Annotated in this window: 25 protein-coding genes; 21 read left to right on the top strand and 4 right to left on the bottom strand. The window is 59.8% G+C overall.

Features of this window, described 5'->3' with window-relative positions; genetic code table 11:
• Positions 1–54: 54 nt before the first annotated feature.
• Together NA645_RS01525 and NA645_RS01520 are read right to left on the bottom strand one after the other, a co-directional pair.
• On the bottom strand, positions 55–1,296 hold the full coding sequence (locus NA645_RS01525; RefSeq protein ID WP_256047181.1) for a polysaccharide pyruvyl transferase family protein: 1,242 nt from the start codon (positions 1,294–1,296) through the stop codon (positions 55–57).
• Entirely contained in the window at positions 1,293–2,564 is a 1,272-nt protein-coding gene (locus NA645_RS01520; RefSeq protein WP_256047180.1) for a polysaccharide biosynthesis C-terminal domain-containing protein, read from the bottom strand. Before NA645_RS01520 ends, NA645_RS01525 begins: the two co-directional genes overlap by 4 nt.
• Positions 2,565–2,957: 393 nt before the next feature.
• Between NA645_RS01520 and NA645_RS01515 the strand changes: the two genes are divergently transcribed.
• The 5 genes from NA645_RS01515 to NA645_RS01495 all read left to right on the top strand — a co-directional run bounded on the left by NA645_RS01515 (position 2,958) and on the right by NA645_RS01495 (position 7,167).
• Entirely contained in the window at positions 2,958–3,833 is an 876-nt protein-coding gene (locus NA645_RS01515; protein WP_256047179.1) for a YihY/virulence factor BrkB family protein, read from the top strand.
• A 171-nt stretch (positions 3,834–4,004) separates the two neighbouring features.
• A complete protein-coding gene (locus NA645_RS01510; RefSeq protein WP_256047178.1) occupies positions 4,005–5,120 on the top strand; it encodes a glycosyltransferase family 4 protein in 1,116 nt (371 codons plus the stop codon).
• On the top strand, positions 5,113–5,877 hold the full coding sequence (locus NA645_RS01505) for a DUF2334 domain-containing protein (protein WP_256047177.1): 765 nt from the start codon (positions 5,113–5,115) through the stop codon (positions 5,875–5,877). Before NA645_RS01510 ends, NA645_RS01505 begins: the two co-directional genes overlap by 8 nt.
• Entirely contained in the window at positions 5,874–6,869 is a 996-nt protein-coding gene (locus tag NA645_RS01500; protein WP_256047176.1) for a lysylphosphatidylglycerol synthase transmembrane domain-containing protein, read from the top strand. The genes NA645_RS01505 and NA645_RS01500 overlap by 4 nt, the downstream gene beginning before the upstream one ends.
• A 106-nt stretch (positions 6,870–6,975) precedes the next feature.
• On the top strand, positions 6,976–7,167 hold the full coding sequence (locus NA645_RS01495; RefSeq protein ID WP_256047175.1) for a CsbD family protein: 192 nt from the start codon (positions 6,976–6,978) through the stop codon (positions 7,165–7,167).
• Between the two features lie 199 nt (positions 7,168–7,366).
• Here NA645_RS01495 and rne read toward each other — a convergent pair whose 3' ends face one another.
• Positions 7,367–10,525, bottom strand: coding sequence for a ribonuclease E (rne, locus tag NA645_RS01490; RefSeq protein ID WP_256047174.1), 3,159 nt, complete (start codon positions 10,523–10,525; stop codon positions 7,367–7,369).
• 549 nt (positions 10,526–11,074) lie between these two features.
• Between rne and rluC the strand changes: the two genes are divergently transcribed.
• Genes rluC through NA645_RS01475 form a run of 3 tightly spaced genes read left to right on the top strand, consistent with a single transcriptional unit; the run spans position 11,075 to position 13,689 of the window.
• Positions 11,075–12,028, top strand: coding sequence for a 23S rRNA pseudouridine(955/2504/2580) synthase RluC (rluC, locus tag NA645_RS01485; RefSeq protein WP_256047173.1), 954 nt, complete (start codon positions 11,075–11,077; stop codon positions 12,026–12,028).
• On the top strand, positions 12,021–12,710 hold the full coding sequence (locus NA645_RS01480) for an HAD-IA family hydrolase (protein WP_256047172.1): 690 nt from the start codon (positions 12,021–12,023) through the stop codon (positions 12,708–12,710). Before rluC ends, NA645_RS01480 begins: the two co-directional genes overlap by 8 nt.
• Positions 12,700–13,689, top strand: coding sequence for a S49 family peptidase (locus NA645_RS01475; RefSeq protein ID WP_256047171.1), 990 nt, complete (start codon positions 12,700–12,702; stop codon positions 13,687–13,689). The genes NA645_RS01480 and NA645_RS01475 overlap by 11 nt, the downstream gene beginning before the upstream one ends.
• A gap of 3 nt (positions 13,690–13,692) precedes the next feature.
• On the opposite strand, the gene NA645_RS01470 is transcribed toward NA645_RS01475, so the two are convergent.
• Positions 13,693–14,271: a Maf family protein gene (locus NA645_RS01470; protein ID WP_256047170.1), complete on the bottom strand. Its 579-nt coding sequence runs from the start codon at positions 14,269–14,271 to the stop codon at positions 13,693–13,695.
• Positions 14,272–14,373: 102 nt separating this feature from the next.
• Between NA645_RS01470 and NA645_RS01465 the strand changes: the two genes are divergently transcribed.
• From NA645_RS01465 to NA645_RS01405, 13 genes are all read left to right on the top strand, one after another.
• A complete protein-coding gene (locus NA645_RS01465; RefSeq protein WP_256047169.1) occupies positions 14,374–14,901 on the top strand; it encodes a YceD family protein in 528 nt (175 codons plus the stop codon).
• Between the two features lie 11 nt (positions 14,902–14,912).
• Positions 14,913–15,095: a 50S ribosomal protein L32 gene (gene rpmF, locus NA645_RS01460; RefSeq protein WP_037021568.1), complete on the top strand. Its 183-nt coding sequence runs from the start codon at positions 14,913–14,915 to the stop codon at positions 15,093–15,095.
• A gap of 3 nt (positions 15,096–15,098) precedes the next feature.
• Positions 15,099–16,169 (top strand): phosphate acyltransferase PlsX, encoded by a 1,071-nt coding sequence (gene plsX, locus NA645_RS01455; protein ID WP_256047168.1) that lies wholly within the window; start codon positions 15,099–15,101, stop codon positions 16,167–16,169.
• A gap of 61 nt (positions 16,170–16,230) precedes the next feature.
• The gene (fabD, locus tag NA645_RS01450; protein ID WP_256047167.1) at positions 16,231–17,169 is read left to right on the top strand and encodes an ACP S-malonyltransferase; all 939 of its coding nucleotides are present in this window, start codon (positions 16,231–16,233) and stop codon (positions 17,167–17,169) included.
• 14 nt (positions 17,170–17,183) lie between these two features.
• On the top strand, positions 17,184–17,927 hold the full coding sequence (gene fabG, locus NA645_RS01445; protein WP_256047166.1) for a 3-oxoacyl-ACP reductase FabG: 744 nt from the start codon (positions 17,184–17,186) through the stop codon (positions 17,925–17,927).
• A 191-nt stretch (positions 17,928–18,118) separates the two neighbouring features.
• A complete protein-coding gene (gene acpP, locus NA645_RS01440) occupies positions 18,119–18,355 on the top strand; it encodes an acyl carrier protein (RefSeq protein ID WP_003283670.1) in 237 nt (78 codons plus the stop codon).
• A gap of 180 nt (positions 18,356–18,535) precedes the next feature.
• Positions 18,536–19,780: a beta-ketoacyl-ACP synthase II gene (gene fabF / locus NA645_RS01435; protein WP_256047165.1), complete on the top strand. Its 1,245-nt coding sequence runs from the start codon at positions 18,536–18,538 to the stop codon at positions 19,778–19,780.
• Positions 19,781–19,782: 2 nt separating this feature from the next.
• The gene (gene pabC, locus NA645_RS01430; RefSeq protein WP_256047164.1) at positions 19,783–20,598 is read left to right on the top strand and encodes an aminodeoxychorismate lyase; all 816 of its coding nucleotides are present in this window, start codon (positions 19,783–19,785) and stop codon (positions 20,596–20,598) included.
• Positions 20,595–21,662 carry an endolytic transglycosylase MltG gene (mltG, locus tag NA645_RS01425; protein ID WP_256047163.1) on the top strand — a complete coding sequence of 356 codons (1,068 nt, stop codon included), beginning with the start codon at positions 20,595–20,597 and terminating at the stop codon, positions 21,660–21,662. Before pabC ends, mltG begins: the two co-directional genes overlap by 4 nt.
• Positions 21,659–22,291, top strand: coding sequence for a dTMP kinase (gene tmk, locus NA645_RS01420; protein ID WP_256047162.1), 633 nt, complete (start codon positions 21,659–21,661; stop codon positions 22,289–22,291). The genes mltG and tmk overlap by 4 nt, the downstream gene beginning before the upstream one ends.
• Positions 22,284–23,273, top strand: coding sequence for a DNA polymerase III subunit delta' (locus tag NA645_RS01415; RefSeq protein WP_256047161.1), 990 nt, complete (start codon positions 22,284–22,286; stop codon positions 23,271–23,273). Before tmk ends, NA645_RS01415 begins: the two co-directional genes overlap by 8 nt.
• Before the next feature lie 31 nt (positions 23,274–23,304).
• On the top strand, positions 23,305–23,661 hold the full coding sequence (locus NA645_RS01410) for a PilZ domain-containing protein (protein ID WP_131650066.1): 357 nt from the start codon (positions 23,305–23,307) through the stop codon (positions 23,659–23,661).
• Between the two features lie 89 nt (positions 23,662–23,750).
• Positions 23,751–24,536 (top strand): TatD family hydrolase, encoded by a 786-nt coding sequence (locus NA645_RS01405; RefSeq protein WP_256047160.1) that lies wholly within the window; start codon positions 23,751–23,753, stop codon positions 24,534–24,536.
• Positions 24,537–24,684 lie beyond the last annotated feature (148 nt).

The following is a 24,684-nucleotide window of genomic DNA, read 5'->3' as shown; positions in this document are numbered from 1 at the left end:
AAGTAAACATGCGCCTTTTGCAAAGGCGCTGACACTTAATGTGCATTCGTGACGCTAGTTCGCGGCAAGGGCTTCTGATTTGGGTTGCCCCTTCGCTTCCTCCTCGCCCCGAGCAGGGGCCTGCTCGTAAAGCTTGATCATATGATCGAGATTGGCGCGTACTCGGCTTTTCATCGCCTCGACAACGGCCCGTAGCTCGGCTCGCTGGGTGTCGCCGAAGGCATTGATCAGGTTGGAACCGATCTGGCTGATCTGGGGAACCTCTGCAAATCCGCAAGACTGCTTCGGCACCCAGGTTTCGAGGAAGCTCGACAGCTTGACGACGCGCTGCGGAAGAAGCGCTATCTGCGGAACGGCATAGGCCAGGGCGGTGATGGCGCCGTGCAGGCTGGTGCCGCAGTAGAGCTTGCTGGTGGCGATGCAGCGGATGATGTCTTCGATGTTGCCGCTGTCGACGCGGTAAGCACGTTCATCCCCCAGCAGGCTATGAAGCTTGTCGAGCGGGCCGTCGTCGGAGTGCCCCGGGGCCTTGCCGATGGTAAGTAGGGCAATTTTCAGCCCGGTGGTGACGTTGAGTTCGGTCAGCTGCTGAGCGATCGCCTCGATGCGCCGCTTGGCGTGGTGGTCGGAAATATGGAAGACGATATGGCCGGGCTCGGTCGTGTCGATCTGCTGCGGGAAGATATCGGAAATGAGGATGGCGCTGTCGGGCACCAAGTTGTGCTCGACACCAAGCTTGTCCAGTTCGGCCGAGGTTTCGCGGTCACGCACCGAAACATAGGTGCAGTCCTTGAGATTTCGGCGAATGGCTTGGTGAATCACGGGTTTCTTCCGGCTGATCTCGTTACCGCCCACGCTGTTGTACATCACCTTGTAACCGGGCAGGTCGCGCTCGCCCAATACCAGCGGGATATCCGACGGAATCGAGGTAAACAGTCGGCTCAGGCGAATGAATGCCTTGTGCCCGATGAGGTAGGGGCTCGCCTTGATCGGGTAGTAGATCGCCTGAGGCGCGAGGTAGCCGATGATGCTCTCCCATTGTGCGGTCAGGCATTCGCCGCCGGCGACGATGAGCATGGTTTTAGGCTGGTCACGGGTTATTTCCAGTGCTTTCTTCAGCGGAATGGTAGGTAGCGCGCCATAGCTCGAAAGATCAGATTTCTTGGTCGCCGCGACCAGTACGGAAAAGCGGCCGTCCGCTTCCAGATAACGTTTGAGGACGATTGCAAAGAGCAGGTCGCCATAGTTGTGCCGGTCATAGGCTCCGTAAGCAATTACGTTTACCCGGTCAGTCATGGCGTCGGACTCCTTTCGATTTGTTTGAACTGGACGTAGAGCAGGGCGTTTTTCAGTGTCAGCGCCACGGCGGTGGCGAAACAGGCGCCATTAACGCCGTAGCGCGGAATCAGAATGAGGTTGAGCGCCACGTTGATCACACAGGCGGCGATATTGTTGTGCAGATAGCGGCGATGGTTGCCTGTCATGGTCATGAAGATGCCAAGCGGTCCCGCGGCCAGCACGAAGAAATAACCCGCAGCCAGTACCAGCAACGGATAGACGCCCTGTTCCCGATATTCTGCGCCGAACACGGCCAGGATGTATTCGCGCAGCAGACCGATGGCGAGCAGGATCACCAGAGCCAGCGCAAGCATGAAGCGCGAATACCTACGCACAATGGTGAAGGCGCCCGCACGGTCGTTCCGGGCCCAGCGTTTCGAGATGTCGGGCGCGATGGTGCCGTTGATGATGAACAGCAAGGTCGTCGAGAGCGCGGCGATCTTGGCGGCTATGTAATAGATGCTGACCTCGCTGGCCGAGCGCAGTACGCCGAGCATCAAGGTGTCGGACAGCTCGATGATGCTGTTCATCACAGCGATGAGCATCAGCGGTACGCATAAGGTGAGCATTTCCCGCCAGCTGAGCGCGTGTTTGGAGCCGGAAGCGGGGAGGCTGGAATGGGCACGCCATATCGAGCCGAGAATGGCCAAGCCGTAGCTGATTGCAAAACAGGTGGCCACGGTGGTCAGGTCATTGCCGGATATCGCGACCAATAGCAACGTCAGGGTTGGTTGAAACGCGGTCTGCCAGAACAGTCCCTCGCTGGTTCTATGTTTGGCTTTCAGCGTCTCGCTGGAAATGCTCAGCAACGACAGGCCGAGCGCGGTGACAGCGAACAGCAGGGTGGCGTGAGCGAAATGCGCCTGGGTGGTTTCGGAGAAATACACCACAGCCAGGCCGATCAGAAAGACCGGAACGTTCATCAGCGTGGCGAGACCCAGCGCTCGGTGGAAATAGCGGCGTTGCTGGCCATCGCTCAATGAAGAAATACTCTTCAGACAGGCGATGTCCAACCCAAGTCGCGCCAGCAGCGACAGGAAGATGCCCAAGGCGACGCAAAAGAACACCGTACCGGCGAGTTCGGGCACCAGCAGGCGCGCCAGCAGAATATTCAGGCCAAGCGTAGCCGCGGCGCCGCTGCCCTTGGTAAAGATCAGGCGGGCGTATTTGAGAAGGTCTGCGCTCATTCGTGGCTGTGGGGCGTCCGTTGCATATCCCGATTTCATTCGATGCTCCTGCGGCCGCGAGAGCGGCATAAGCCATATCTGGCGTATCCGCGTGGCAATTTTCGGGGCGAGCCGAGATTCGCCGACAGATCAACCGCATGTTCCGGTCGTTGCGCTGCGCGGTTGCGCCTGCAGTCAGCGATGCACTGAACTGAGACTCCATCAAGAGCGTTGGCGAGGCCGAAAGTTCCTTGGGTACCATGGCCACACGCAACAATTACGCTCCGCTCAGACCAATAGCGCGAGCCGCTCCGGCACGCATGGAGTCGGCGCCGGCGGATTTCGCGAGGCTCTGTCTGGGCGACAGCCGGGGCGGCCGCAGGAGAACTCTTGTATGGTCCGGTCGTCCCATTTTTTGATGGTTTCGATTTTTATCAGCTCGGGGGTAACGCAATGGCATTGCTGGATACGCGCGGCATCGGCAGTTTCGAGTTGCTGAAACGTACCGTGAAGGAGTTCAGCAACGACGACATGACGACCTATGCCTCGGCGTTGGCCTATCGAGCGATCTTTTCGCTGTTCCCCTTCCTGTTGTTCCTGATTGCCATGCTCGGCATGCTAAATCTTGAGGATTTCTTCGCCTGGCTGCGCGAGCAGGTATCGCTGGTGCTTCCGCCCGATGCATTGGAGTTGGTCAATCCGGTGATCGACCAGATGCAGGAGCAGAAAAGTGGGCTGCTATCGATAGGTATTCTCGTTGCGTTGTGGTCCGCGTCGATCGGCGTTCGCTCACTGATGAATGCCATGAACAAGGCCTACGACGTCAAAGAGGGCCGGCCGACCTGGAAGCTGATGCTGTTGGCGGTCGTCTATACCGTCGGCCTGGCGCTGATTCTGCTCTCGATGGCAGGTTTGATGGTGACCGGACCACAAGTGATCGAGTGGCTCGCCGAGCAGGTGGGCCTGAAGGACATTGTGGTGACACTGTGGATGTGGCTGCGATGGCCGGTAATCGTGTTTCTGATGATGCTGGTCGTGGCGTTGCTGTATTACGTCACGCCAGATGTCGAGCAGGAGTTTCGCTTCATCACGCCGGGTTCGGTACTGGCGGTCATCGTCTGGATTGCCGCATCGGTGGGCTTCGGGATCTACGTGCAGAACTTCGGCAACTACGACGCCACCTACGGCAGTATCGGGGCGGTGATCGTGCTGTTGCTCTACTTCTATATTTCCGCAGCGGTGCTGCTGTTTGGAGCGGAGATGAATGCTGTCATTGAGCATGCGTCGTCCGAGGGCAAGGATGAGGGGGACAAGCGCGTCGATGGCTAAGGTCGCCGACCCAGCGCGCGCGAACAACTGTCAAGGCTGGTGGTCCATTGATTTCATTGCAGAATCTTTCGGGCGCAGCCGGCGCTAGCCGCGGTGGGTTCCGGCTGAGCGAGTTAGCTGTCGCTCGTCTTCCGAAGGTGCTGCATCGAGACCTTACGGAGACGCTCCATCTTGCATATCGCCGACATGACCATGTTCTACGCACCCGCCAGTGGTGGGGTGCGTACCTATCTCGAAGCCAAACACCGCCGGCTGCAACTGTATTCGGGGGTCCGCCACAGCATCTTGGTGCCGGGCGACAGTCACAGCCATAGCGGCGGCATTTACCAGATACCCGCACCGGCACTGCCTTTCGGCAAGGGCTACCGCTTCCCGGTACGGCGCGCTCCGTGGCGCAATCAGTTGCGCATCCTGCGCCCCGATGTGATCGAAGTCGGTGATCCGTACATGACCGCCTGGGCGGCGCTGGACGCGGGGCGACGTCTCGACGTTCCGGTGATCGGGTTCTATCACTCCGACCTGCCGCTGCTAGTAAGCAACCGCATCGGCGGGTGGCTGGGCACCAACATGAACGGCTACGTCTCGCGGCTGTACAGCGGCTTCGACCGTGTGCTTGCGCCGAGTCGGATAATGGCCGAAAAGCTGCAGGACCTTGGCGTCGGCGATGTCTATGTGCAGCCCTTGGGCGTGGATCTGGAAACCTTCCGCCCGGACCGGCGCGATCCTGAACTGCGCCAGAAGCTGGGATTGCCAGACGAGGCGCGGCTGCTGATCTTTGCCGGACGCGGTTCCAGAGAGAAGAACATCGATGTCCTGCTGGACACCGCTCGGTCGCTCGGCAAGCCCTATCATCTGTTACTGGTTGGGTCGCGCATGCCTCACCGGGTGCCGGAGAACGTTACGGTGATCGATCGTTTCTGCCCGGCAGCCGACGTGGCGCGTTACATGGCCAGCTGCGATGTGTTGCTACATGCCGGTAACCAGGAAACGTTCGGGCTGGTCGCACTGGAAGCCATGGCCTGTGGCATTCCGGTGATTGCTGCGCGAGCCGGTGCATTGCCTGAGCTGGTGCCGTTTCATACCGGTCGCCTGTGCCGTCCGCTGGATGCGTTGGCGATGGCGCAGGCGGTGCGCGAGATCTTCGAGGATGACCCACGCTTGCTGGGTACCCAAGCCCGCCAGCACGTCGAAGCTCATCATGCCTGGGACGCTGTAGTGGCCGGCCTGTTGGCGCACTATCACGCGGTAATGGGCACGGTCGATCTGCCGGTCGCCGTGCATGGCTGAGCGCAGCCTGATACTGGTGCTGCATGACGTGGCGCCGGAAACCTGGCCTGACTACAAATCCTTTGTCGAAGCCGTCGATGCGCTGGGCGGAATTCCGATCTGCTGGTTGGTGGTGCCGGATTTCCATCACCGCAACCGACTCGAAGACCATCATCAATTCAGGCATATGCTCGACGGGCGTCTCGCCCGCGGTGATGAGCTGATACTGCACGGCTACCATCACGCGGACGAGGCGCCGGCGCCTCGCACGCCTCGCGATTGGTTCATGCGCCGGGTGTTTACGCACGAAGGTGAGTTCTATTCGCTGGATCGGCACGAGGCAGCCAGGCGCCTGCAGCGGGGCATCGAGCTGTTCGAGCGAAACCAGTGGCCTTTGCACGGTTTCGTCGCGCCGGCGTGGTTGTTGGGTACCGGGGCGCGGCAGGCCTTGGCGGCAACTGGTCTGAGCTACACCAGCGACCCGGGGCATTTCTATCTATTGCCCGATTACACCGCAATAGACGCTCCCGGCCTGGTCTGGAGCGCGCGCAGCGCCTGGCGCCGCGGCATGTCGCATCTAGTCAGTGAAAAGATGCTCAGCCGGCACCGTCAGGCAGCGGTGTTGCGCCTCGGGCTGCATCCGGTCGATATGCGCCATGAGTTCTCGCGTCGTTACTGGCTTGATTTGCTGGCTCGGCTGCTGGCGGAAGGAAGAACGCCAATGACCAAAATCGGGTGGTTGCGCCGGCACGCGCCCGTCGCGAGCGCCCTGGCATGAACCGCCGCTGGTGGCTGTTGGCCGGTGCCTTGCTGATCGCGGCACTGGTTCCGCTTCTGTTGGGCGGCACCGGGCTGTTCGAGCGGCTGTTGCGCTTCCCGCCGGGGCTGTTGTTGGCGATGCTTGGCATGATCGTGCTCGGCTGGTATCTCAACGCGTTTCGGTTGCGACTGCTGATCGGGCGACGCCGCCTGCGGCAGCCTCGTGCGCTGGGCATCGTCATCGCCACCGAATTTGCGATATGCGCCACGCCGGGCGGGGCCGGCGGGCCGCTGACGATGATGGCATTGTTGCTTCGTCAGGGCGTGACGCCTGCCAAGGGCACCGCAACCTTTGCCGTCGAACAATTGGCCGATCTACTGTTCTTTAGCTGCGCGCTGGTGGGTGTGTTGATTTACGCGGTAACTCATTCGATCAATACCTATATTGCCAGCCTGCTGGGTTTCAGCGCTGCGTTACTGCTCGGCCTGATGGTGCTGCTGGCGTTGCTCGGGCGTTTCCATCGGCAGGTATTTTTGATCAATGGTTGGCTGGCTGGTCGTCTGGGCATGAAGGCCCGACGGAAGCGCTTCTGGGCGCGCAAGGTGTTGAGCTTCCGCAATGCTCTGTTGGATTGTTTCCGGTTGCCGCGGGCGATCCTGCTTGGCGTGTTCGTACTGACGACACTGCACTGGCTGCTGCGCTACAGCGTGCTTTACCTCACCCTGCAGGGGTTGGGTAGCCAACTCGCCTGGGCGTGGACCTTCATCATCCAGCTACTGGCCCTTACTGCCGGGCAGTTGAGCTTGCTGCCGGGTGGTGCAGGGAGTGCCGATTTAGCATCGGCTGCCTTGCTGGCGCCTTTGGTAGGCAAATCAACCGCTGCGGCCGCGATCGTTGTTTGGCGCTTCGTGACCTATTACTTCTATCTGATCGTTGGCGCGCCGCTATTCATTCATCTGGCCGGACGGCCGCTGTTCAACCGGTTGATAAAAAAAGCACGTAGCGGTTGACCTATTTGGCTTGGAAGCGCGTCGATACCGCTCTTCGGAAAAGCGAAACTATCGTGCGATTAGCCCGGTCCATTGTTCATAACCCACGAAGCGAGAGGAACATGCCATGAGCAGCTCTGAAGACAAAATGAAAGGCAACCTCAATGAAGCAGCCGGAAAGGTTAAACAAGGTATCGGTGAGGCCACTGACAATCAGCGCATGAAGAACGAAGGTCAAGGACAGGAAATCAGGGGAGAGGCGCAGCAGGTGAAAGGTGAAGCCAAAGACACCCTGAAGAAAGGCATTGATCGCGCCTGATGACGCCATGAGAACCCCGCTCCTTGCGGGATAGCTGAATGACGAAACCCCACTGAGCGTGGGGTTCGTCATTTTGGCGAGCCTGAATGCTTAGCGGCTAGCCTGCTCGCAGCGAAGCCGCTCAAATAAAAAGCCCCGGCTAGAAACCGGGGCTTTTCAGTTGGACGCCCTGCATGCAGGGCTTCAACAGCTGTGGCTATCAGCTCTGACGCTTTTTGTCGTCGTCCTGCTCGTCGGCTTCGTCAGCCACCTCAGGCTCCGCTTGCGTGGCGGGCTTGAACGGCTCTGCCTCGGGCTGCGTGGTCTCGGCGGAGACTTGTTCGACTTCAGGCTCTGCCGTGAACTGCTCAGGTTGTTGAGTGGCTTCAGCAGTCTTTTCCTCATCGCCGCTGGCTGCGTTAGCCGTTTGTTCGGCTGGTGCATCGCCAACTGGTGCGCTCACGATCTCCGGGCTGGCCAGGTCTGCTTCGGCTTGAGTTTCAGTCGCAGCCGGAGCTCGAGTTTCGGCAGCTTTTGCTTCGGATTCAGCGGCTTCCTTTGCCAGACGCTCCTGCTCGAGGCGGCGACGGCGTACCTCGCGCGGATCATTAGGCGCGCGACCGGTCATAGTCGGGGCGGGTACCGGCTCGATCGGCGCCGGAGCGGGCTGCTCGGCGACAGGTGCGGCTGCTTCGATAACCTTAGGCTCACTGATGGTCGGCTCGGGCTGTCTGGCTATCTGTGGGGCAGGCGCTGGCTCGGCTTGCGCAGCGACCACCTCAGCGGCGTCAGCTTGAACAATCGGTGCGACGCTTTCGGCTGGCTCGACTACTTCAGTTTCGGCAACGGTCTCGTTGGCCGTTTCAGCTTGTATCGGTGCTTGCGGAGCAGCCTCGACGTCTGCCTGGGCTACAGCTGGCGCCGTATCGGTGTCGGCCGTGTTCGCAGCGAGAGCCGCTGCGGTCGCGGCAATGGCAACCTGCTCGGATTTCACCGGAGCATTGCTTTCGTTGACTTCGGCCGTGGTGGTCTCGCTTTCGCCGTCGATCTCGTTTCCATTGGCGTCGCGCTGACGATCACGGCGGTTGCTGCGACGACGCTGGCCACGGGAACGGCGCCGTGGGCGATCACCGCTCTCGGTTGAATCCTGCTCGTCCTGGGAGTTTTCAGCCGTTTCGTTTTGTTGCAACTCCTCCGCGCTCACGCTTTGCTCCGCGCGCGGCTTGCGCTCTTCGCGAGGCGGGCGCGGCTTACGCTCGGTGGTTTCCTCACTGGTGCCGGCGTTTGGAGCGGTCTGCGTTGGCTCGTCGAGCGGTGCGCGCAGTTCGCGCTTGCGCTCTTCGCGGGGCTGACGATCTTCACGAGGGGTGCGTTCGCGGCGTGGCTGCTGCTGCGAAGGACTATCGTTGGCCTCGATCGGCTCACGGGCTTCGCGTGGCTTGCGCTCTTCGCGTGGCGGGCGCGGCTGACGCTCTTCGCGGGCCGGGCGTTCTTCACGAGGGGCGCGCTCTTCGCGTGGAGCACGTTCCTCGCGTGGCTTGCGCTCTTCGTCACGATTACCGCGTGCGTCGCGACGGCGGTTTTGTTGACGACCGCTACGGCGCTCATCGTTGCGTTGCGGGCGGCTGCTCGCGGCAGGTTTCTTCTCAGCTTCGACCGTCGGTGCTTCCTGCTTGCCGGCGAAGAGGCCAACCAGGGACTTGACCAGCCCCTTGAACAGGCTCGGCTCTGGCGCGGCAGGCGCAGCTGCTACTGGCGCGGGGGCGGGCGTCGGTGCAGGAGCGGTGCGCTGTGGTGCAGTTTTCACTGCGGCTTCCTGGCGAACCAGCGTACGCGTAGAACTAACTGGCTGAGCTTCCTCGACCTCGGTCGGGCTCATCTCGTAGCTGGCCTGGCCGGCGACGATTTCCGGGCTGTCGTCACGCAAACGCTGCACTTCGAAGTGCGGCGTTTCCAAGTGATCGTCCGGCAGAATGAAGATCCGCGCGCGGGTGCGCAGTTCGATCTTGGTAATGGCGTTGCGCTTTTCGTTAAGCAGGAAGGCGGCAACCTGGAAGGGCACGCGGGCGCGAACTTCGGCGGTGCGGTCCTTGAGTGCTTCCTCTTCTATCAGGCGCAGGATGGCCAGGGACAGTGACTCGACGTCACGGATGATGCCTTGTCCGTTGCAACGAGGGCAGACGATGCCGCTGGTTTCGCCGAGCGATGGGCGCAGGCGCTGGCGCGACATTTCCAGCAGGCCGAAGCGCGAGATGCGACCGACCTGAATGCGCGCGCGGTCGGCTTCGAGGGCCTCACGAACCTTTTCTTCCACGGCGCGCTGATTCTTCGCCGGGGTCATGTCGATGAAGTCGATGACGATAAGACCGCCGATGTCGCGCAGACGCAGCTGACGAGCGATCTCCTCGGCTGCTTCCAGGTTGGTCTGTAGAGCGGTTTCCTCGATATCGCCGCCCTTGGTGGCGCGTGCCGAGTTGATGTCGATGGACACCAGAGCTTCGGTGGGGTCGATGACGATGGATCCGCCGGACGGCAACTTCACTTCGCGCTGGAAGGCGGTCTCGATCTGGCTTTCGATCTGGAAGCGGTTGAACAGCGGCACGCTGTCTTCGTACAGCTTGATCTTGCTGGCGTACTGCGGCATCACTTGCTGGATGAACGAAAGGGCTTCGTTCTGCGCTTCGACGCTGTCGATCAACACCTCGCCAATGTCCTGGCGCAGATAGTCGCGGATGGCGCGGATGATGACGTTGGATTCCTGGTAGATCAGGAAAGGAGCGGGGCGATCCTGGGAGGCTTCCTTGACTGCGCTCCATAGCTGCAGAAGGTAATCCAGGTCCCATTGCATTTCTTCACTGGAGCGGCCGAGGCCGGCGGTGCGGACGATCAGCCCCATGTCAGCGGGTACGTTGAGGCCGTTCAACGCTTCGCGAAGCTCGTTACGCTCTTCGCCCTCGATGCGGCGGGAGATGCCGCCTGCTCGCGGGTTGTTCGGCATCAGTACCAGATAGCGGCCAGCCAGGCTGATGAAAGTGGTCAGAGCAGCGCCCTTGTTGCCGCGCTCTTCCTTCTCGACCTGGACGATGACTTCCTGGCCTTCGCTCAGAACGTCCTTGATATTAACGCGGCCTTCCGGAGCCTTTTTGAAGTACTCGCGGGAAATTTCCTTGAGGGGGAGGAAGCCGTGGCGGTCGGCGCCGAAATCAACGAAAGCGGCTTCAAGGCTGGGCTCGACGCGAGTGATCTTACCCTTATAGATGTTGGCCTTCTTCTGCTCGCGGGCGCCAGATTCGATATCGAGATCGAACAGGCGCTGGCCGTCGACCAGTGCAACACGCAACTCTTCGGGTTGAGTTGCGTTAATCAGCATTCTTTTCATGTAGTACCGTCGGTTTCCAGGGCAGCGGAAACGGCGTTCGGCACACACGACTCTCGCGGTCGGTGTCAGGTGAGTCAGGAATGGTTGTAAGGCACTCCAGTGTCCAGCGATGTGAGGCCAGTTGGGCCGGCGTCGCGACGACGTCTCCTGCTTCTGTCGGAACAGAGGCAATTGTTCGGGGAGGAGGAATCAGCAATCGGTAGCGGACGAAATGAAGCGTCTGTGAAAGCCTTTGCTACGCAATCCGATGGCTGTGCATCTCCACCCAACACTCATACTTTGAAAATCGGGTGCCGCTCACAGAGTCCGGGAGCGGGTTATCGATTATCGCGATTCCCCAGCGGGGGCACGCATCATGTCTTCAAGGCTTGTTTCGGTGCCTCTGCTACTGAGAGAAGCTCCGTCGGACGGCCTCACGTCCTCGAACAGTGCTGAGTCGGGAATGGCGGTTTCGCTGGCATCCCTCGACTTGGCCGCTTTTGGCGGCGTCTGGACTATAACAGTAATGTTTCGGTGCTTCAAATAAGGGAAAATTGCTATCATCCGCGGATGACCAATACCCCCTCTCAGATCTCCGGCGTGCAACTGCTCGAGGTCTCGCCGGAGCTTGCCGGCCAGCGCATCGACAATTTTCTCCGTACTCAGCTCAAGGGCGTGCCCAAGACGCTGATTTACCGCATCCTGCGTAAAGGCGAGGTGCGTGTGAACAAGGGGCGGATCAAGCCCGAATACAAACTCCAGGCGGGTGACGTCGTTCGTGTGCCGCCGCTTCGGCTGTCAGAGCGGGACGAGCCGGTTCCGCTGGCGCAGGGGCTGCTCGAGCGGCTGGAAGCAGCGATCGTCTACGAAGACAAGGCGCTGATCGTGCTGAACAAGCCTGCGGGGATCGCGGTGCATGGTGGCAGCGGTCTCAGCTTTGGTGTCATCGAAGCGTTGCGCCAGCTGCGCCCGGACGCAAAGGAGCTGGAATTGGTGCATCGCCTGGATCGGGATACGTCTGGGCTGCTGATGATTGCCAAAAAACGCAGCATGTTGCGCCATCTGCATCAGGCGCTGCGCGGAGATGGTGTCGACAAGCGCTACATGGCACTGGTGCGTGGCCGCTGGGATACCGGCAAGAAGCAGGTGAATGCACCGCTGCTGAAAAATACCCTGCGCTCAGGTGAGCGGATGGTCGAGGTCACCGAGGAGGGCAAGGAGGCGCTGACGCTTTTCCGTGTGCTACGTCGTTTCGGTGACTTTGCCACGCTGGTCGAGGCTAAGCCGGTGACGGGGCGTACTCATCAAATCCGTGTGCACGCGCGTCATGCCGGTCATGGCATCGCCGGAGACAGCAAATATGGCGATGAAGAATTCTCCAGAGTCATCCGTGAGCTGGGCGGCAAGCGTTTGTTTCTCCATGCCTATGCCTTGACGGTGCCACTGCCGGACGGCGGCGAACTGAGCCTGGAAGCGCCGGTCGATGATACCTGGGCGCGAACGCTGGAGAGGCTTGGTGAATAGATACGATCTGTTGATCTTCGACTGGGATGGAACCCTGGTGGACTCGATCGGGCGTATCGTCCAGTCGATTTCCGTCGCGGCGGCGAACTGTAGCCTGCCCGCCCTCGACGAAGTCATCATCAAGGGCATCATCGGGCTCGGTTTGCCCGAGGCGATCGCCGCGCTGTATCCGCATGTGACGGATGCGAAAACGGTCGAGGCGTTTCGTCGTGCCTATGCCGATCATTATCTTCTACTGGAAGCTGAGCCATCGGTACTCTATCCGGGAGTCGCGCTGGCATTGCAGCAGTTGCGCGAGCAGGGGCACCTGCTCGCCGTTGCGACTGGAAAAGGGCGGCGCGGGCTGGATAGGGTGCTCGCAGGTCAGGGTTGGAGCGATTTTTTCGATGTGACCCGCTGCGCGGATGAGACCGCGAGCAAGCCTGATCCGTTGATGATTCACGAGATTCTGGCGCACTGCGGCGTCCGTCCTGAACGGGCCTTGATGATCGGGGACTCGTTGTTCGATCTTGAGATGGCCAGGCGGGCAGGGGTCGACAGTGTCGCTGTCTCCTATGGTGCGCAGACCCTTGAGGTCTTGCAGGCCTGTGCGCCGTGCATGTCCATCAATCACTTTTCGGAGCTCGGTGACTGGCTGTGCTCCGCTGATACGGCTCTCGAGGTAGTTGAATATGTCGGATGAATGGGGCGCGCCCGTGGCCGAGGCTAAGGACAAGGAAGAGCGCAACAGCTGGAAGGTACTGGAAAAGACCTTGCTTGCTGGTGTGCAGGAGCAGCGGCGAGCACGGCGCTGGGGAATATTCTTCAAGCTGTTGACTTTCATCTATCTCTTTGGCGCGCTTTTGCTGTTCTCCCCGTTGTTGCAGGTCGGTGACGGCAAAGGTGCGAGCGGTAGCCATACTGCGGTGATCAATGTCCGTGGAATGATTGCCGATGAGGAGTCGGCGAGTGCGGACAATATTGTTGGGGCGCTGAGAGCGGCCTTCGAAGATTCCAGCACTAGGGGCGTGGTGTTGCGGATCAATAGCCCGGGCGGTAGCCCAGTGCAGTCTGGCTACATTTACGACGAGATTCGCCGGTTGCGTGGCGAATATCCTGCCGTCAAGGTCTATGCGGTGATTACCGATCTGGGTGCATCGGGCGCCTACTACATCGCTAGCGCCGCGGATGAAATCTATGCGGACAAGTCGAGCCTGGTCGGCTCCATAGGAGTCACGGCGGCTACCTTCGGATTCGTCGAAACGATGGATAAGCTTGGGGTGGAGCGCCGGGTCTACACCTCGGGTGAGCACAAGGCGTTTCTTGATCCGTTCCAGCCTGAAAAGCCGGAGGAAACCGAATTCTGGCGGGGTGTGCTGGGAACTACTCATCGCCAGTTCATCGAAAGCGTCAAGCGGGGTCGCGGAGATCGTTTACAGGTTGCTGAGCATCCCGAGCTGTTTTCCGGACTTATCTGGTCTGGTGAGCAGGCGCTGGAGCTTGGCCTGATCGACGGGCTTGGAAGCACCAGCTACGTTGCGCGCGAGGTGATCGGAGAGGAAGAGCTGATGGACTTCACCGTCAAAGATTCCGCTCTGGACCGTTTCACGAAGAAGCTGGGTGCTAGCGTCGGTTCACAGCTGGCCATGTGGATGGGGTTTCAGGGGCCGCAGCTGCGCTAGCTGTTAGGGCACCTCTATTCCAGCGTTATTGAGCATGTCGACCAATCGAATCAGCGGGAGCCCGATCAGGCTCGTGGCATCGAGGCCTTCCATGGCTTGGAACAGGCTAACCCCCAGTCCTTCAGCCTTGAAGCTGCCCGCGCAGTCAAAGGGCTGTTCGGCTTGCAGGTAGCGCTCGATCTGCTGATCGTTGAGCTCTCTAAAGTGCACCGTAAACGGCGTGCAGTCGACCTGGATGGCTCCGCTTCGGCTGTCCAGTAGTGCCAGTCCTGTCAAAAAGCTTACGCTTTTGCCGCTGCAGGCTCGCAGTTGCTGCTTTGCTCGTTCGAATGTGTGAGGTTTGCCTAGGATTCGTTGTCCCAAGACGGCGACTTGGTCGGAGCCGATGATCAAATGATCCGGGTGGGTGGCTGCCAAGGCTCGAGCCTTTTCACTGGCCAATCGGCATACCAGATGTTCGGGTAGCTCGCCTGGGTGTGCGGTTTCATCTACTTGCGGGGCGCTGCAGTCGAAAGTCAGCCGCAATCGTGAAAGCAGTTCGCGTCGATAGGGCGAGCTGGAGGCGAGAAGCAAGCGGCGCATTTTTCTTCCTTTATATGGTGTCTGGTTGCCGGTCGGCTACGCTCGATTGTGGGATTGAATTCCTTTGACAGTCGAGGGGTGCATCCCTAGAATGCCGCGCTTATGTTGAAAGGACCAATACCACCGCACGTTGAACCGCGCAAGCTCGCTGACCGAGCGGCCACTTTAAAGGGTGAGCTGCAATTGTCGGAGCTGAAGCGTCTCGTCGATCCTCTCGAGGATGACAAGGGTGTGGTGCGCGCCAGTTTAGATTTCGGGCGCGACGAGCAGCACACAGTGGTGATTCGCAGTGCGCTGGATGTTGAGGTCACGATGATTTGCCAGCGTTGTCTGGAGCCGGTTGTTCTGCCTATTCACAGCGAATGCGTCTACGCCGTGGTGAATGAAGGCGCGAGCAGTCAGCACCTGCCTAAGGGCTATGACGTGCTGGAAGTGGGAGAAGATCCGTTGGATCTGCTGGCGCTGGTTGAAGAGGAGCTTCTGCTTGCTCTTCCGATTGTTCCACTCCATGACCAAGAAGTTTGCCAGCCGCCGGTTGGGCCTGATGAGCCCGAGCCGAATGAGGACGAGGTATCGCGGTCCAACCCGTTCAGCGTACTGGCTCAGTTAAAGCGTGACCCAAACGTTTAGGAGTTGATCCAATGGCTGTTCAGCAGAACAAAAAATCTCGTTCCGCCCGTGACATGCGTCGCTCGCACGACGCGCTCGTGCCGAACGCCCTGTCCGTGGAAAAGAGCACCGGTGAAGTTCACCTGCGTCACCACGTTTCCCCGGAAGGTTTCTACCGTGGTCGTAAAGTGATCGACAAGGGCGCTGACGAGTAAATCTTGTCTGCTCCGATCATAGCGATCGATGCAATGGGTGGGGACTTCGGTCCCCACTGCATTGTTCCGGCTAGCCTCCAGTGCTTGGCTGAAATCCCCTCGCTGCACCTGGCCCTGGTTGGCCAATCTCCCGTTCTTGAAGAAATCATCGCTAGGCATCCGGCTGTGGATCGCGCTCGTCTGACGATTGTCAGCGCTGAAGAGGTGGTTGGCATGGATGAACGCCCGACACAGGCGTTGCGTGCCAAGCCGCGCTCTTCCATGCGTGTTGCGCTGGAGTTGGTGCGTGACGGTCATGCTCAGGCCTGTGTCAGCGCCGGCAATACGGGTGCCCTGATGGCGCTTGCTCGTCACGTATTGAAAACGCTGCCTGGTGTCGATCGTCCGGCCATGATGGCCGCAATACCTACGATCGAGGGTGTCTGCTTGTTGCTTGATCTTGGCGCGAATGTGGATTGCTCTGCCGAGCAGCTTTACCAGTTCGCGGTGATGGGGTCGGTTGCGGCAGAGAGTCTCGGTATTGAGCGTCCGCGGGTTTCGTTACTCAATGTCGGCACCGAAGACATCAAGGGCAACCAGCAGGTCAAAGCGGCCGCTGGGCTTTTGCAGCAAGCTGGCGATATCAACTATCGAGGCTTCATCGAGGGCGACGGGCTGTTTCGTGGAGAAACCGACGTGGCGGTGTGCGATGGCTTTGTTGGAAATATCCTGCTCAAGTCCAGCGAAGGATTGGCCCATATGGTTGCCTTGCGTGTCGAAGCGCTTTTCCGCCGCTCGTTGGTTTCACGTGCGGTGGGTGCGTTGGTGTTGCCATTGTTGCGGCAGTTGCGCGCCGATCTACGGCCGGCGCAGTACAACGGTGCAAGCTTTCTCGGGCTTCAGGGTATCGTGGTCAAGAGCCACGGTAGTGCGGGTGCGGAGGGATTCCGGTCGGCGATCCTGCGCGCGGCTCGGGACGTTCAGCATAATCTGCCGGAGCAATTGCATAGTCGGCTCGAGCACCTGCTCGTGACCAATCGGTCAATAAGCGGCACTGGTGATGTGACCGCTGCCGGCAGCTCGCCATCCAACTGAAAATTCGGTGCGTCCCCGCGGCGTATTCATTCTGACGAACACCCACAAGAGAGCCGTTTTCATGTCCGCATCACTTGCATTCGTCTTTCCAGGCCAGGGATCCCAGGCCCTCGGCATGCTCGCCGAGCACGGCGCACAGCAGTCCCTGATCATCGATACCTTTGCCGAGGCCTCTTCGGTGCTTGGTTACGACCTCTGGGCGCTTTCTCAGCAGGGCCCGGAAGAGCATCTGAATCAGACCGACAAGACTCAGCCAGCCATTCTCACTGCCTCGATTGCCCTGTGGCGCTTGTGGTTGGCTGAAGGCGGCGCGAAGCCGGCATTCGTCGCCGGGCACAGCCTTGGCGAATATTCAGCGTTGGTCGCGGCAGGTAGTTTACCCTTCTCTGATGCGGTGAAACTCGTCGAGCTGCGTGGTCAGCTCATGCAGCAAGCTGTTCCGGCCGGCACCGGTGGTATGGCGGCGATACTTGGACTGGAAGACGCGGATGTCCTGGCGGCTTGCAGCGAAGCTGCGCAGGGCGAGGTCGTTAGTGCGGTCAATTTCAATGCGCCGGGCCAGGTCGTGATCGCCGGCAGCGCCGCGGCTGTCGAGCGTGCGATTGACGCCTGCAAGACCAAAGGCGCCAAGCGAGCGATGCCATTGCCGGTCAGCGTGCCGTCGCATTGCGACTTGATGCGTCCGGCAGCAGAGCGTTTTGCCGATTCCGTCACTGGGGCGGCCTGGCGGGCTCCGGAGATTCCATTGGTCCAGAATGTCAGCGCGGCGGTCGTTTCGGATCTCGATACGCTCAAGCGTGATCTACTGGCCCAGCTCTACAGTCCCGTTCGCTGGGTCGAGACCGTTGTTGCGTTGAATGCGCAGGGCGTGACCGAGTTGGTCGAATGCGGCCCGGGCAAGGTGCTCTCCGGTCTCAACAAGCGGTGCGTAAAAGGCATCAACACTTATAATCTGGACACCCCGGAGGCCTTTGCCGCCGCTCGTGGCGCTCTGGTCTGAACAAGGAGACATCTATGAATCTGCAAGGCAAGGTTGCTCTGGTAACGGGCGCCAGTCGTGGTATTGGTCAGGCCATCGCGTTGGAGCTTGGTCGTCAGGGCGCCATCGTGATCGGCACGGCGACTTCTTCTGCCGGAGCTGAGCGCATCGCCGAGACGCTCAAGGAGAACGGTATCGAAGGTGCCGGTCTGGTGCTGGATGTTTCCCGTGACGAGTCGGTAGCGGCCACGCTGGAGCACATCCAGCAGCATCTTGGTCAGCCGGCCATCCTGGTTAACAACGCCGGCATTACTCGTGACAATCTGATGCTGCGAATGAAAGACGATGAATGGCACGATGTCATCGATACGAATCTCAGCAGTCTCTATCGCCTGACCAAGGGGGTTTTGCGCGGTATGACCAAGGCGCGCTGGGGACGGATCATCAGTATTGGTTCCGTAGTAGGTGCGATGGGTAACGCCGGACAGGTAAACTACGCCGCGGCCAAGGCCGGGCTCGAGGGTTTCAGTCGCGCGCTGGCTCGTGAGGTTGGCTCGCGTGGTATCACGGTCAATGCCGTGGCGCCAGGTTTCATCGATACAGACATGACGCGTGAGCTGCCAGAGGCTCAGCGTGACGCTTTGCTGGGGCAGATCCCGTTGGGTCGCCTTGGGCAGGCGGAAGAGATTGCCAAGGTCGTCGCCTTCCTTGCTTCTGACGGTGCTGCCTACGTTACCGGGGCCACGGTTCCGGTGAATGGCGGCATGTACATGAGCTAATGTGACGTCCAACGCATGCATGCAGTCATAACGGCTGATTCGTTTCGTTATAAAACTGCGGTTGGCTTATAGACAGAAGGTTGAAAGCAGGTTCATGCTTGCCCGCTTTCAGCTTGAAATGCGGAAAACGCTTTCTATACACTACCGCGCAGATCAGCTGCCTGATTTTTCCATAGGAGTGAAAACAAGGTATGAGCACCATCGAAGAACGCGTCAAGAAAATCGTTGCCGAGCAGCTTGGCGTCAAGGAAGAGGAAGTCACCAACAGCGCTTCCTTCGTCGAAGACCTGGGTGCCGACTCCCTTGATACCGTTGAGCTGGTCATGGCTCTGGAAGAGGAATTCGAGACCGAAATCCCGGACGAGCAAGCCGAGAAGATCACCACTGTTCAAGAAGCTATCGACTACATCAACGCCCACGCGCAGTAAGTTGTAATCCTGCTTCGAACCAGTAAGCCGCACTGCCTCTGAACGGGGCAGTGCGGCTTTTGTTTGAGATAGTTAAAATCGGCTGGTCGTGCACCTGTGCGATGCCTGATGGTTCGTTTTCCGTCCGTTGCGAACGTTGAAGAGCGGAGCGAGCCAAATATAGACGTAAGGAGAATTGCTGTGTCGCGTAGACGCGTCGTAATCACCGGGATGGGGATGCTATCACCGCTGGGTAACGATGTGCCAAGCAGCTGGCAGGGGATTCTCGCCGGCCGCAGTGGCATCGGCCCAATAGAACATATGGACCTTTCTGCCTATTCCACGCGTTTTGGTGGATCGGTCAAGAACTTCGATGTCGAACAGTATCTGCCTGCAAAAGAAGCGCGCAAGCTCGACCTGTTCATCCAGTACGGTTTGGCAGCCAGCTTTCAAGCTGTACGTGATTCCGGACTGGAAGTTACCGATGCCAACCGTGAGCGCATCGGCGTTGCCATGGGCTCGGGAATCGGCGGCCTGACCAATATCGAAAACAGCTGCAAGGCCTTGTTCGAACAAGGTCCGCGACGAATTTCCCCGTTTTTCGTGCCTGGCTCGATCATCAATATGGTTTCGGGTTTCCTGTCGATCCATTTGGGTCTGCAGGGGCCCAATTATGCGATCGCCACGGCTTGCACTACCGGTTCGCATTGCATTGGCATGGCTGCACGCAATATCGCTTACGGCGAAGCCGATGTCATGGTTGCCGGCGGCTCGGAAATGGCCACCAGCGGTCTCGGCATCGGCGGATTCGCCGCAGCGCGCGCGCTGTCCACTCGCAACGATGATCCGGCCGCAGCCAGTCGACCATGGGACAAGGACCGTGATGGCTTCGTATTGTCCGACGGCGCCGGCGCACTGGTGCTGGAAGAACTCGAACATGCCAAGGCACGCGGCGCGAAGATCTACGCCGAGCTGATCGGTTTCGGTATGAGCGCCGATGCCTTCCACATGACCTCGCCGCCGGATGATGGCGCTGGTGCTGCTCGCTGCATCCGCAACGCTATTCAGGATGCCCGGATCGATGCGGCTCAGGTGGATTACATCAACGCTCACGGCACTTCCACGCCGGCCGGCGACAAGGCCGAAGCCGCTGCGATCAAAACCGTGTTCGGCGGCCATGCTTATGGACTTTCGGTCAGCTCGACGAAATCGATGGTCGGTCATTTGCTGGGTGCCGCGGGTGCTGTCGAGGCGATTTTCAGCGTGCTCGCCCTTCGCGACCAGGTTGCGCCGCCAACCATCAACCTCGACGAGCCCGATGACGGCTGCGACCTGGATTTCGTACCTCACGAAGCGAAGCAGAGAGCGATCGATATCGCTGTTTCCAACTCCTTTGGGTTCGGTGGCACCAACGGTTCTCTGGTTTTCCGCCGGTTCGCCGAGTGACATTGAGCTGGGTAGACGGACAGCCTGCCAATGGGCTGCCCGTTCATGATCGCGGATTCGCATACGGTGACGGCCTGTTCGAAACCATAAAGGTAGTGAACGGGCGACCGGAGATGCTCGATCGTCATCTGAATCGCCTCGGTCTCGGTTGCCAGCGTTTCGCTATCCCTTTTGATGTAGATGCTCTGCGTTCGCAGATCATGGCGTTCAGCGCCGTGCTGGAGACGGGTGTAGTCAAGCTGATTCTGACGCGCGGCGATGGTCAGCGGGGCTATGGTCCGCCGTTAGCCTGTCGGCCCCGGACAGTGCTGACGGGCGCGCCGCTGCCAGCCTACGCGCCTGAACACTCTACGGTGGGCGTGCGCCTGTATCCTTGTAAAACGCGTCTTGCCGAGCAGCCTGCTCTCGCTGGGCTGAAACATCTGAATCGCCTGGAGCAGGTACTGGCGCGCGCCGAATGGCATGACCCAGCTTTCGCCGAAGGATTGATGCGCGATACCTCTGGACGTATCGTCGAGGCTGTCTTCAGTAACCTGTTCATCGTTGAAACCGGCGTACTGCTGACGCCATCGCTCGAGCGGTGTGGCGTGGCTGGCGTGATGCGTGAAGAGATTCTCGATCGAGCGCGACAGGCCGGAATGCCCTACCAAATCTGCGATCTCTCGCTCGAGCGACTGCTCGGTGCCGACGAAGTCTTCGTGTGCAACAGCCTGTATAGCATCTGGCCGGTGCGGCAGTTGGAAGCGAGCGTCTGGCCGGTAGGTCCGCTCACACGTAAACTTCAACGCCTGGTTGATGATCTGTCGAGTAATACGTGATTCGAAAACTGACTTTCGCATTTCTGGGCGCTGTGCTGGTCGCCGCGCTGGCGCTCGGCCTGGCTGCCTGGAAACTCCACGCCGCGTTGGAGCAGCCGTTGCAGCTCAGCGAGGCGCACACGCTGGAGGTCCGATCCGGTGATACGCCCAGTGGCTTGTTCCAGAGGTTGGAGCGAGAGGGAACGCTGAGCGACTCGTTCTGGCTGAGGCTGTACTGGCGGCTGAATCTCTCTGGGCAAACATTGCACAGCGGGGAGTATCGATTGCAACCAGCGATGACCGCGCGCGACATGATCGGACTGTGGCAGCGCGGCGAGGTTGTTCAATACGCCATGACGATCGTCGAGGGTTGGAGCTTCCGCCAGGTTCGCGTGGCGCTGGAGACGATGCCTACGATCCAACAAACGATCACAGGTCTGTCCGATGACGAAGTCATGGAGCGGCTCGGCCATCCCGGTCTGCATCCTGAAGGGCGCTTCTTCCCCGATACCTACAGTTTCACCCGTGGCGTAACCGACCTCGATTTGCTTAAGCGGGCCTTTACGCGCCTGGAAACCGTTCTGGCGCAAGAGTGGCAGCAGCGCAGCGAAGGTTTACCTTATCAGGATCCGTACGAAGCATTGATCATGGCTTCGATCATCGAAAAGGAAACCGGTGTGCCATCGGAGCGCGGCGAGATTGCCGGTGTCTTCGTGCGCAGGCTGGAACGGGGTATGTTGCTGCAGACCGATCCTACCGTCATCTACGGTATGGGCGAGCGATACAAAGGTCGGATTACCCGTAACGATCTACGTAGGCCGACGCCTTATAACACCTATACCAACAGCGGGCTGCCGCCTACGCCGATTGCGATGGTCGGGCGCGAGGCCATTCATGCTGCGTTGCATCCGGTAGACGGCAAAAGTCTATATTTTGTCGCGCGTGGCGACGGCAGCCATGTTTTCAGCGAGTCGTTGAGCGAGCACAACCGTGCGGTGCGTGAATATCAGCTCAAGCGCCGCGCCGACTATCGCTCCAGTCCACCGCCGCAGCAAGCTCCGGCACCGACCGAGACTAACCAGTGACAGGACTCTTTATTACCCTGGAAGGGCCGGAAGGTGCGGGCAAGAGCACCAACCGTGACTATCTCGCTCAGTGTCTTCGCGAGCGTGGCCTCGATGTCGTGCTGACCCGAGAACCCGGCGGGACGCCGCTGGCCGAGCGAATCCGGGACCTCCTTTTGACGCCTGCGGATGAGCGCATGTCCAGCGACACGGAGTTGCTGCTGATGTTCGCGGCGCGAGCGCAGCATCTGGCTCAAGTCATTCGACCTGCGCTGGCGCGGGGCGCCATCGTGCTATGTGATCGGTTCACCGATGCCACCTATGCCTATCAAGGCGGAGGGCGTGGTCAGTCGGTTCAGCGCATCGAGCAGCTCGAGTATTTCGTGCAGGGCGATATGCGTCCGGACCTGACGCTGATCTTCGATCTGCCTGTGGAGGTTGGGTTGAGCCGCGCCGCAGCGCGTGGGCGTCTCGATCGGTTCGAGCAGGAAGGGCTGGAGTTCTTCGAGGCCGTGCGTAGCGCTTATCTCGACCGCGCCCGCCAGGCTCCGCAACGCTATCGCGTGATCGATGCGGGGCAGCCATTATCCGCAGTGCAGCAGGATCTGGACGCGCTGTTGCCTGAGCTGTTCGAGCGTGCCCGTGGCTGACGGCATCCTTCCGTGGCAGGCCGATCTGTGGCGCTTGCTCGCAGGCCGCCAGCAACATGCCCACGCTTACCTATTGCACGGCCCGGCCGGCATCGGCAAGCGCGCACTGGCCGAACGCCTGATGGCACTCTTGCTGTGTCAACAGCCGGCGCCGAGCGGCGCCTGTGGGCAGTGCAAGAGCTGCATGCTGCTTGCCGCTCAAACCCATCCCGATCATTACATTCTGGAACCGGAGGAAGCTGACAAGGCGATTCGTGTCGATCAGGTCCGCCAACTGGTCGGATTCGTTAGCCAGACCGCGCAGCTCGGCGGACGTAAGGTGGTGCTGCTCGAACCGGCCGAGGCGATGAATCTCAACGCTGCCAATGCGCTCCTCAAGAGTCTCGAAGAACCAGCAGGCAATACCGTGTTGCTGTTGATCAGTCATCAGCCCAGTCGATTGCTGCCGACGATCAAAAGTCGCTGCGTACAGCAGAGCTGCCCCTTGCCGGTCCGTCAGCAAAGCCTGGATTGGCTTGCAGGCAAGCTTCCGGAGCTGTCGGCGGCGCAGCGCGAGGAGCTGTTGACGCTTGCGGCGGATTCGCCCCTAGCGGCGCTCAAACTGCACGCTGTAGGCGTCCTTGAGATGCGTGTGCAGGTGGTAGATGGGGTGAAGAAGCTGCTCAAACGGCAACAATCGCCCAGTCAGTTGGCCGAAGCCTGGAACCCGCTATCGCTGATCCTGTTGTTCGACTGGTTCTGTGAATGGGCCCACCTGATTCTGCGTTTTCAGATGACCGGCGATGAGGAAGAGCTTGGCGCCGCCGATATGCAGAAGGTCATTCAGTACCTGGCGCAGAAAACCGCACCCAACAAGCTGCTAGCATTGCAGGACTGGCTATTGGCCCATCGACAGAAAGTGCTAGGTAAAGCCAACCTCAACCGTGTCTTGCTTCTCGAAGCGCTCTTAGTGCAGTGGGCAAGCTTGTCCGGGCCAAGCTAGAATCCTTGGAATAGTCGTTAGGGAATACCGCATGAGTCTGCCTGCAAACCTTGGTCCGCGTAACGGCATTCTGTCTCTGACGATCAAGGACAAGTCGGTGCTCTATGCCGCGTTCATGCCATTCATCAAGCATGGCGGGCTGTTCATCCCCACCAACAAATCTTACAAGCTCGGCGACGAAGTATTCATGCTGCTGAGTTTGATGGACGAGCCGGAAAAGATTCCCGTCGCCGGTAAGGTCGTGTGGATTACACCCAAGGGTGCGCAGGGCAACCGGGCAGCCGGTATCGGCGTGCAATTCAACGAGGGTGATTCAACCGCCCGTAACAAGATCGAAACCTATCTGGCCGGCGCGATGAAGTCCGACCGACCGACACATACGATGTAAGCGAGCTCCAGCGCAGCCCTCTCTGATCGCTTGCAGCTTCTTTTCTTCTACAATGCACGCCGGTCATGGCTCGATGAGTAGCGTGTTCAATGCTGGTAGATTCCCACTGTCATCTCGATCGTCTCGATCTCACTGCGCATCAAGGCTCTCTTGATGCGGCCCTAGTCGCTGCGCGTGAGCGTGGCGTTGGCCACTTCCTCTGCATTGGCGTCAGTGCCGACAATACGGCGACTGTAAAGGCTTTGGCAGAGCATTACGACGATGTCGACTGCTCGGTCGGTGTACATCCGCTGGACCTCGAGCCGGGTGCGGAGCCCGCGCTTGAATGGCTGCTGCACGAACTGGAGCACCCTCATGTCGTGGCCATCGGCGAGACCGGACTGGATTATCACTACGAGCCGGAAGCCGCTGCTCTCCAGCGACAATCCTTTCGTCTTCACCTGGACGCGGCGAAGGCGAGCGGTAAGCCGGTGATCGTTCACACCCGTGCTGCCCGCGCCGACACACTGGATCTGCTTGGCGAAGCGGCGTTGCCGCAGGCTGGTGTACTGCACTGCTTCACGGAGGACTGGGAGATGGCGAAGGCCGCGCTGGACCTTGGGTTCTATATCTCGCTGTCCGGGATCGTCACCTTCCGAAATGCCGATGCACTTCGCGACGTCGCTCGCCGCGTTCCCGCGGATCGCTTGCTGGTTGAGACGGACTCGCCTTATCTGGCTCCGATTCCCTACCGTGGTAAACCGAACCTTCCGCAGTACGTTCGCGAGGTTGCAGAGTTTCTCGCGCAGTTGCGTGGCGTCGATTTCGATGTCCTGGCCGAGCAGACCACGAGCAACTTCAAGCGGTTGTTTCCCTTGGCTCGAGTTCGGGGCTGACTGACGCCTATCAGTCGAAGCGATGCGCTTGTTTGAATCTCTCTATCTCTGATGCCGTGTACAATTCGCGCCGCTTCGGTGCGCATGCCCATAGTCGGCATGCGGGCACGATGGTTCCGCTTGGCTCCGTAGCTCCACTCATCACGGG

Source organism: Stutzerimonas stutzeri, from assembly GCF_024448955.1.
Classification (GTDB): domain Bacteria; phylum Pseudomonadota; class Gammaproteobacteria; order Pseudomonadales; family Pseudomonadaceae; genus Stutzerimonas; species Stutzerimonas stutzeri_AQ.
The sequence above is the reverse complement of the archived record's forward strand: the minus strand, read 5'-3'. Positions and strand labels throughout refer to the sequence as shown.

Excerpts from the sequence above, each read along its gene's own strand:
- NA645_RS01525 (WP_256047181.1), bottom strand. The coding sequence starts at position 1,296 with ATGACTGACCGGGTAAACGTAATTGCTTACGGAGCCTATGACCGGCAC.
- NA645_RS01520 (WP_256047180.1), bottom strand. The coding sequence starts at position 2,564 with ATGAAATCGGGATATGCAACGGACGCCCCACAGCCACGAATGAGCGCA.
- NA645_RS01515 (WP_256047179.1), top strand. The coding sequence starts at position 2,958 with ATGGCATTGCTGGATACGCGCGGCATCGGCAGTTTCGAGTTGCTGAAA.
- NA645_RS01505 (WP_256047177.1), top strand. The coding sequence starts at position 5,113 with ATGGCTGAGCGCAGCCTGATACTGGTGCTGCATGACGTGGCGCCGGAA.
- NA645_RS01500 (WP_256047176.1), top strand. The coding sequence starts at position 5,874 with ATGAACCGCCGCTGGTGGCTGTTGGCCGGTGCCTTGCTGATCGCGGCA.
- NA645_RS01495 (WP_256047175.1), top strand. The coding sequence starts at position 6,976 with ATGAGCAGCTCTGAAGACAAAATGAAAGGCAACCTCAATGAAGCAGCC.
- rne (WP_256047174.1), bottom strand. The coding sequence starts at position 10,525 with ATGAAAAGAATGCTGATTAACGCAACTCAACCCGAAGAGTTGCGTGTT.
- rluC (WP_256047173.1), top strand. The coding sequence starts at position 11,075 with ATGACCAATACCCCCTCTCAGATCTCCGGCGTGCAACTGCTCGAGGTC.
- NA645_RS01475 (WP_256047171.1), top strand. The coding sequence starts at position 12,700 with ATGTCGGATGAATGGGGCGCGCCCGTGGCCGAGGCTAAGGACAAGGAA.
- NA645_RS01470 (WP_256047170.1), bottom strand. The coding sequence starts at position 14,271 with ATGCGCCGCTTGCTTCTCGCCTCCAGCTCGCCCTATCGACGCGAACTG.
- NA645_RS01465 (WP_256047169.1), top strand. The coding sequence starts at position 14,374 with ATGTTGAAAGGACCAATACCACCGCACGTTGAACCGCGCAAGCTCGCT.
- rpmF (WP_037021568.1), top strand. The coding sequence starts at position 14,913 with ATGGCTGTTCAGCAGAACAAAAAATCTCGTTCCGCCCGTGACATGCGT.
- fabD (WP_256047167.1), top strand. The coding sequence starts at position 16,231 with ATGTCCGCATCACTTGCATTCGTCTTTCCAGGCCAGGGATCCCAGGCC.
- fabG (WP_256047166.1), top strand. The coding sequence starts at position 17,184 with ATGAATCTGCAAGGCAAGGTTGCTCTGGTAACGGGCGCCAGTCGTGGT.
- acpP (WP_003283670.1), top strand. The coding sequence starts at position 18,119 with ATGAGCACCATCGAAGAACGCGTCAAGAAAATCGTTGCCGAGCAGCTT.
- NA645_RS01410 (WP_131650066.1), top strand. The coding sequence starts at position 23,305 with ATGAGTCTGCCTGCAAACCTTGGTCCGCGTAACGGCATTCTGTCTCTG.
- NA645_RS01405 (WP_256047160.1), top strand. The coding sequence starts at position 23,751 with ATGCTGGTAGATTCCCACTGTCATCTCGATCGTCTCGATCTCACTGCG.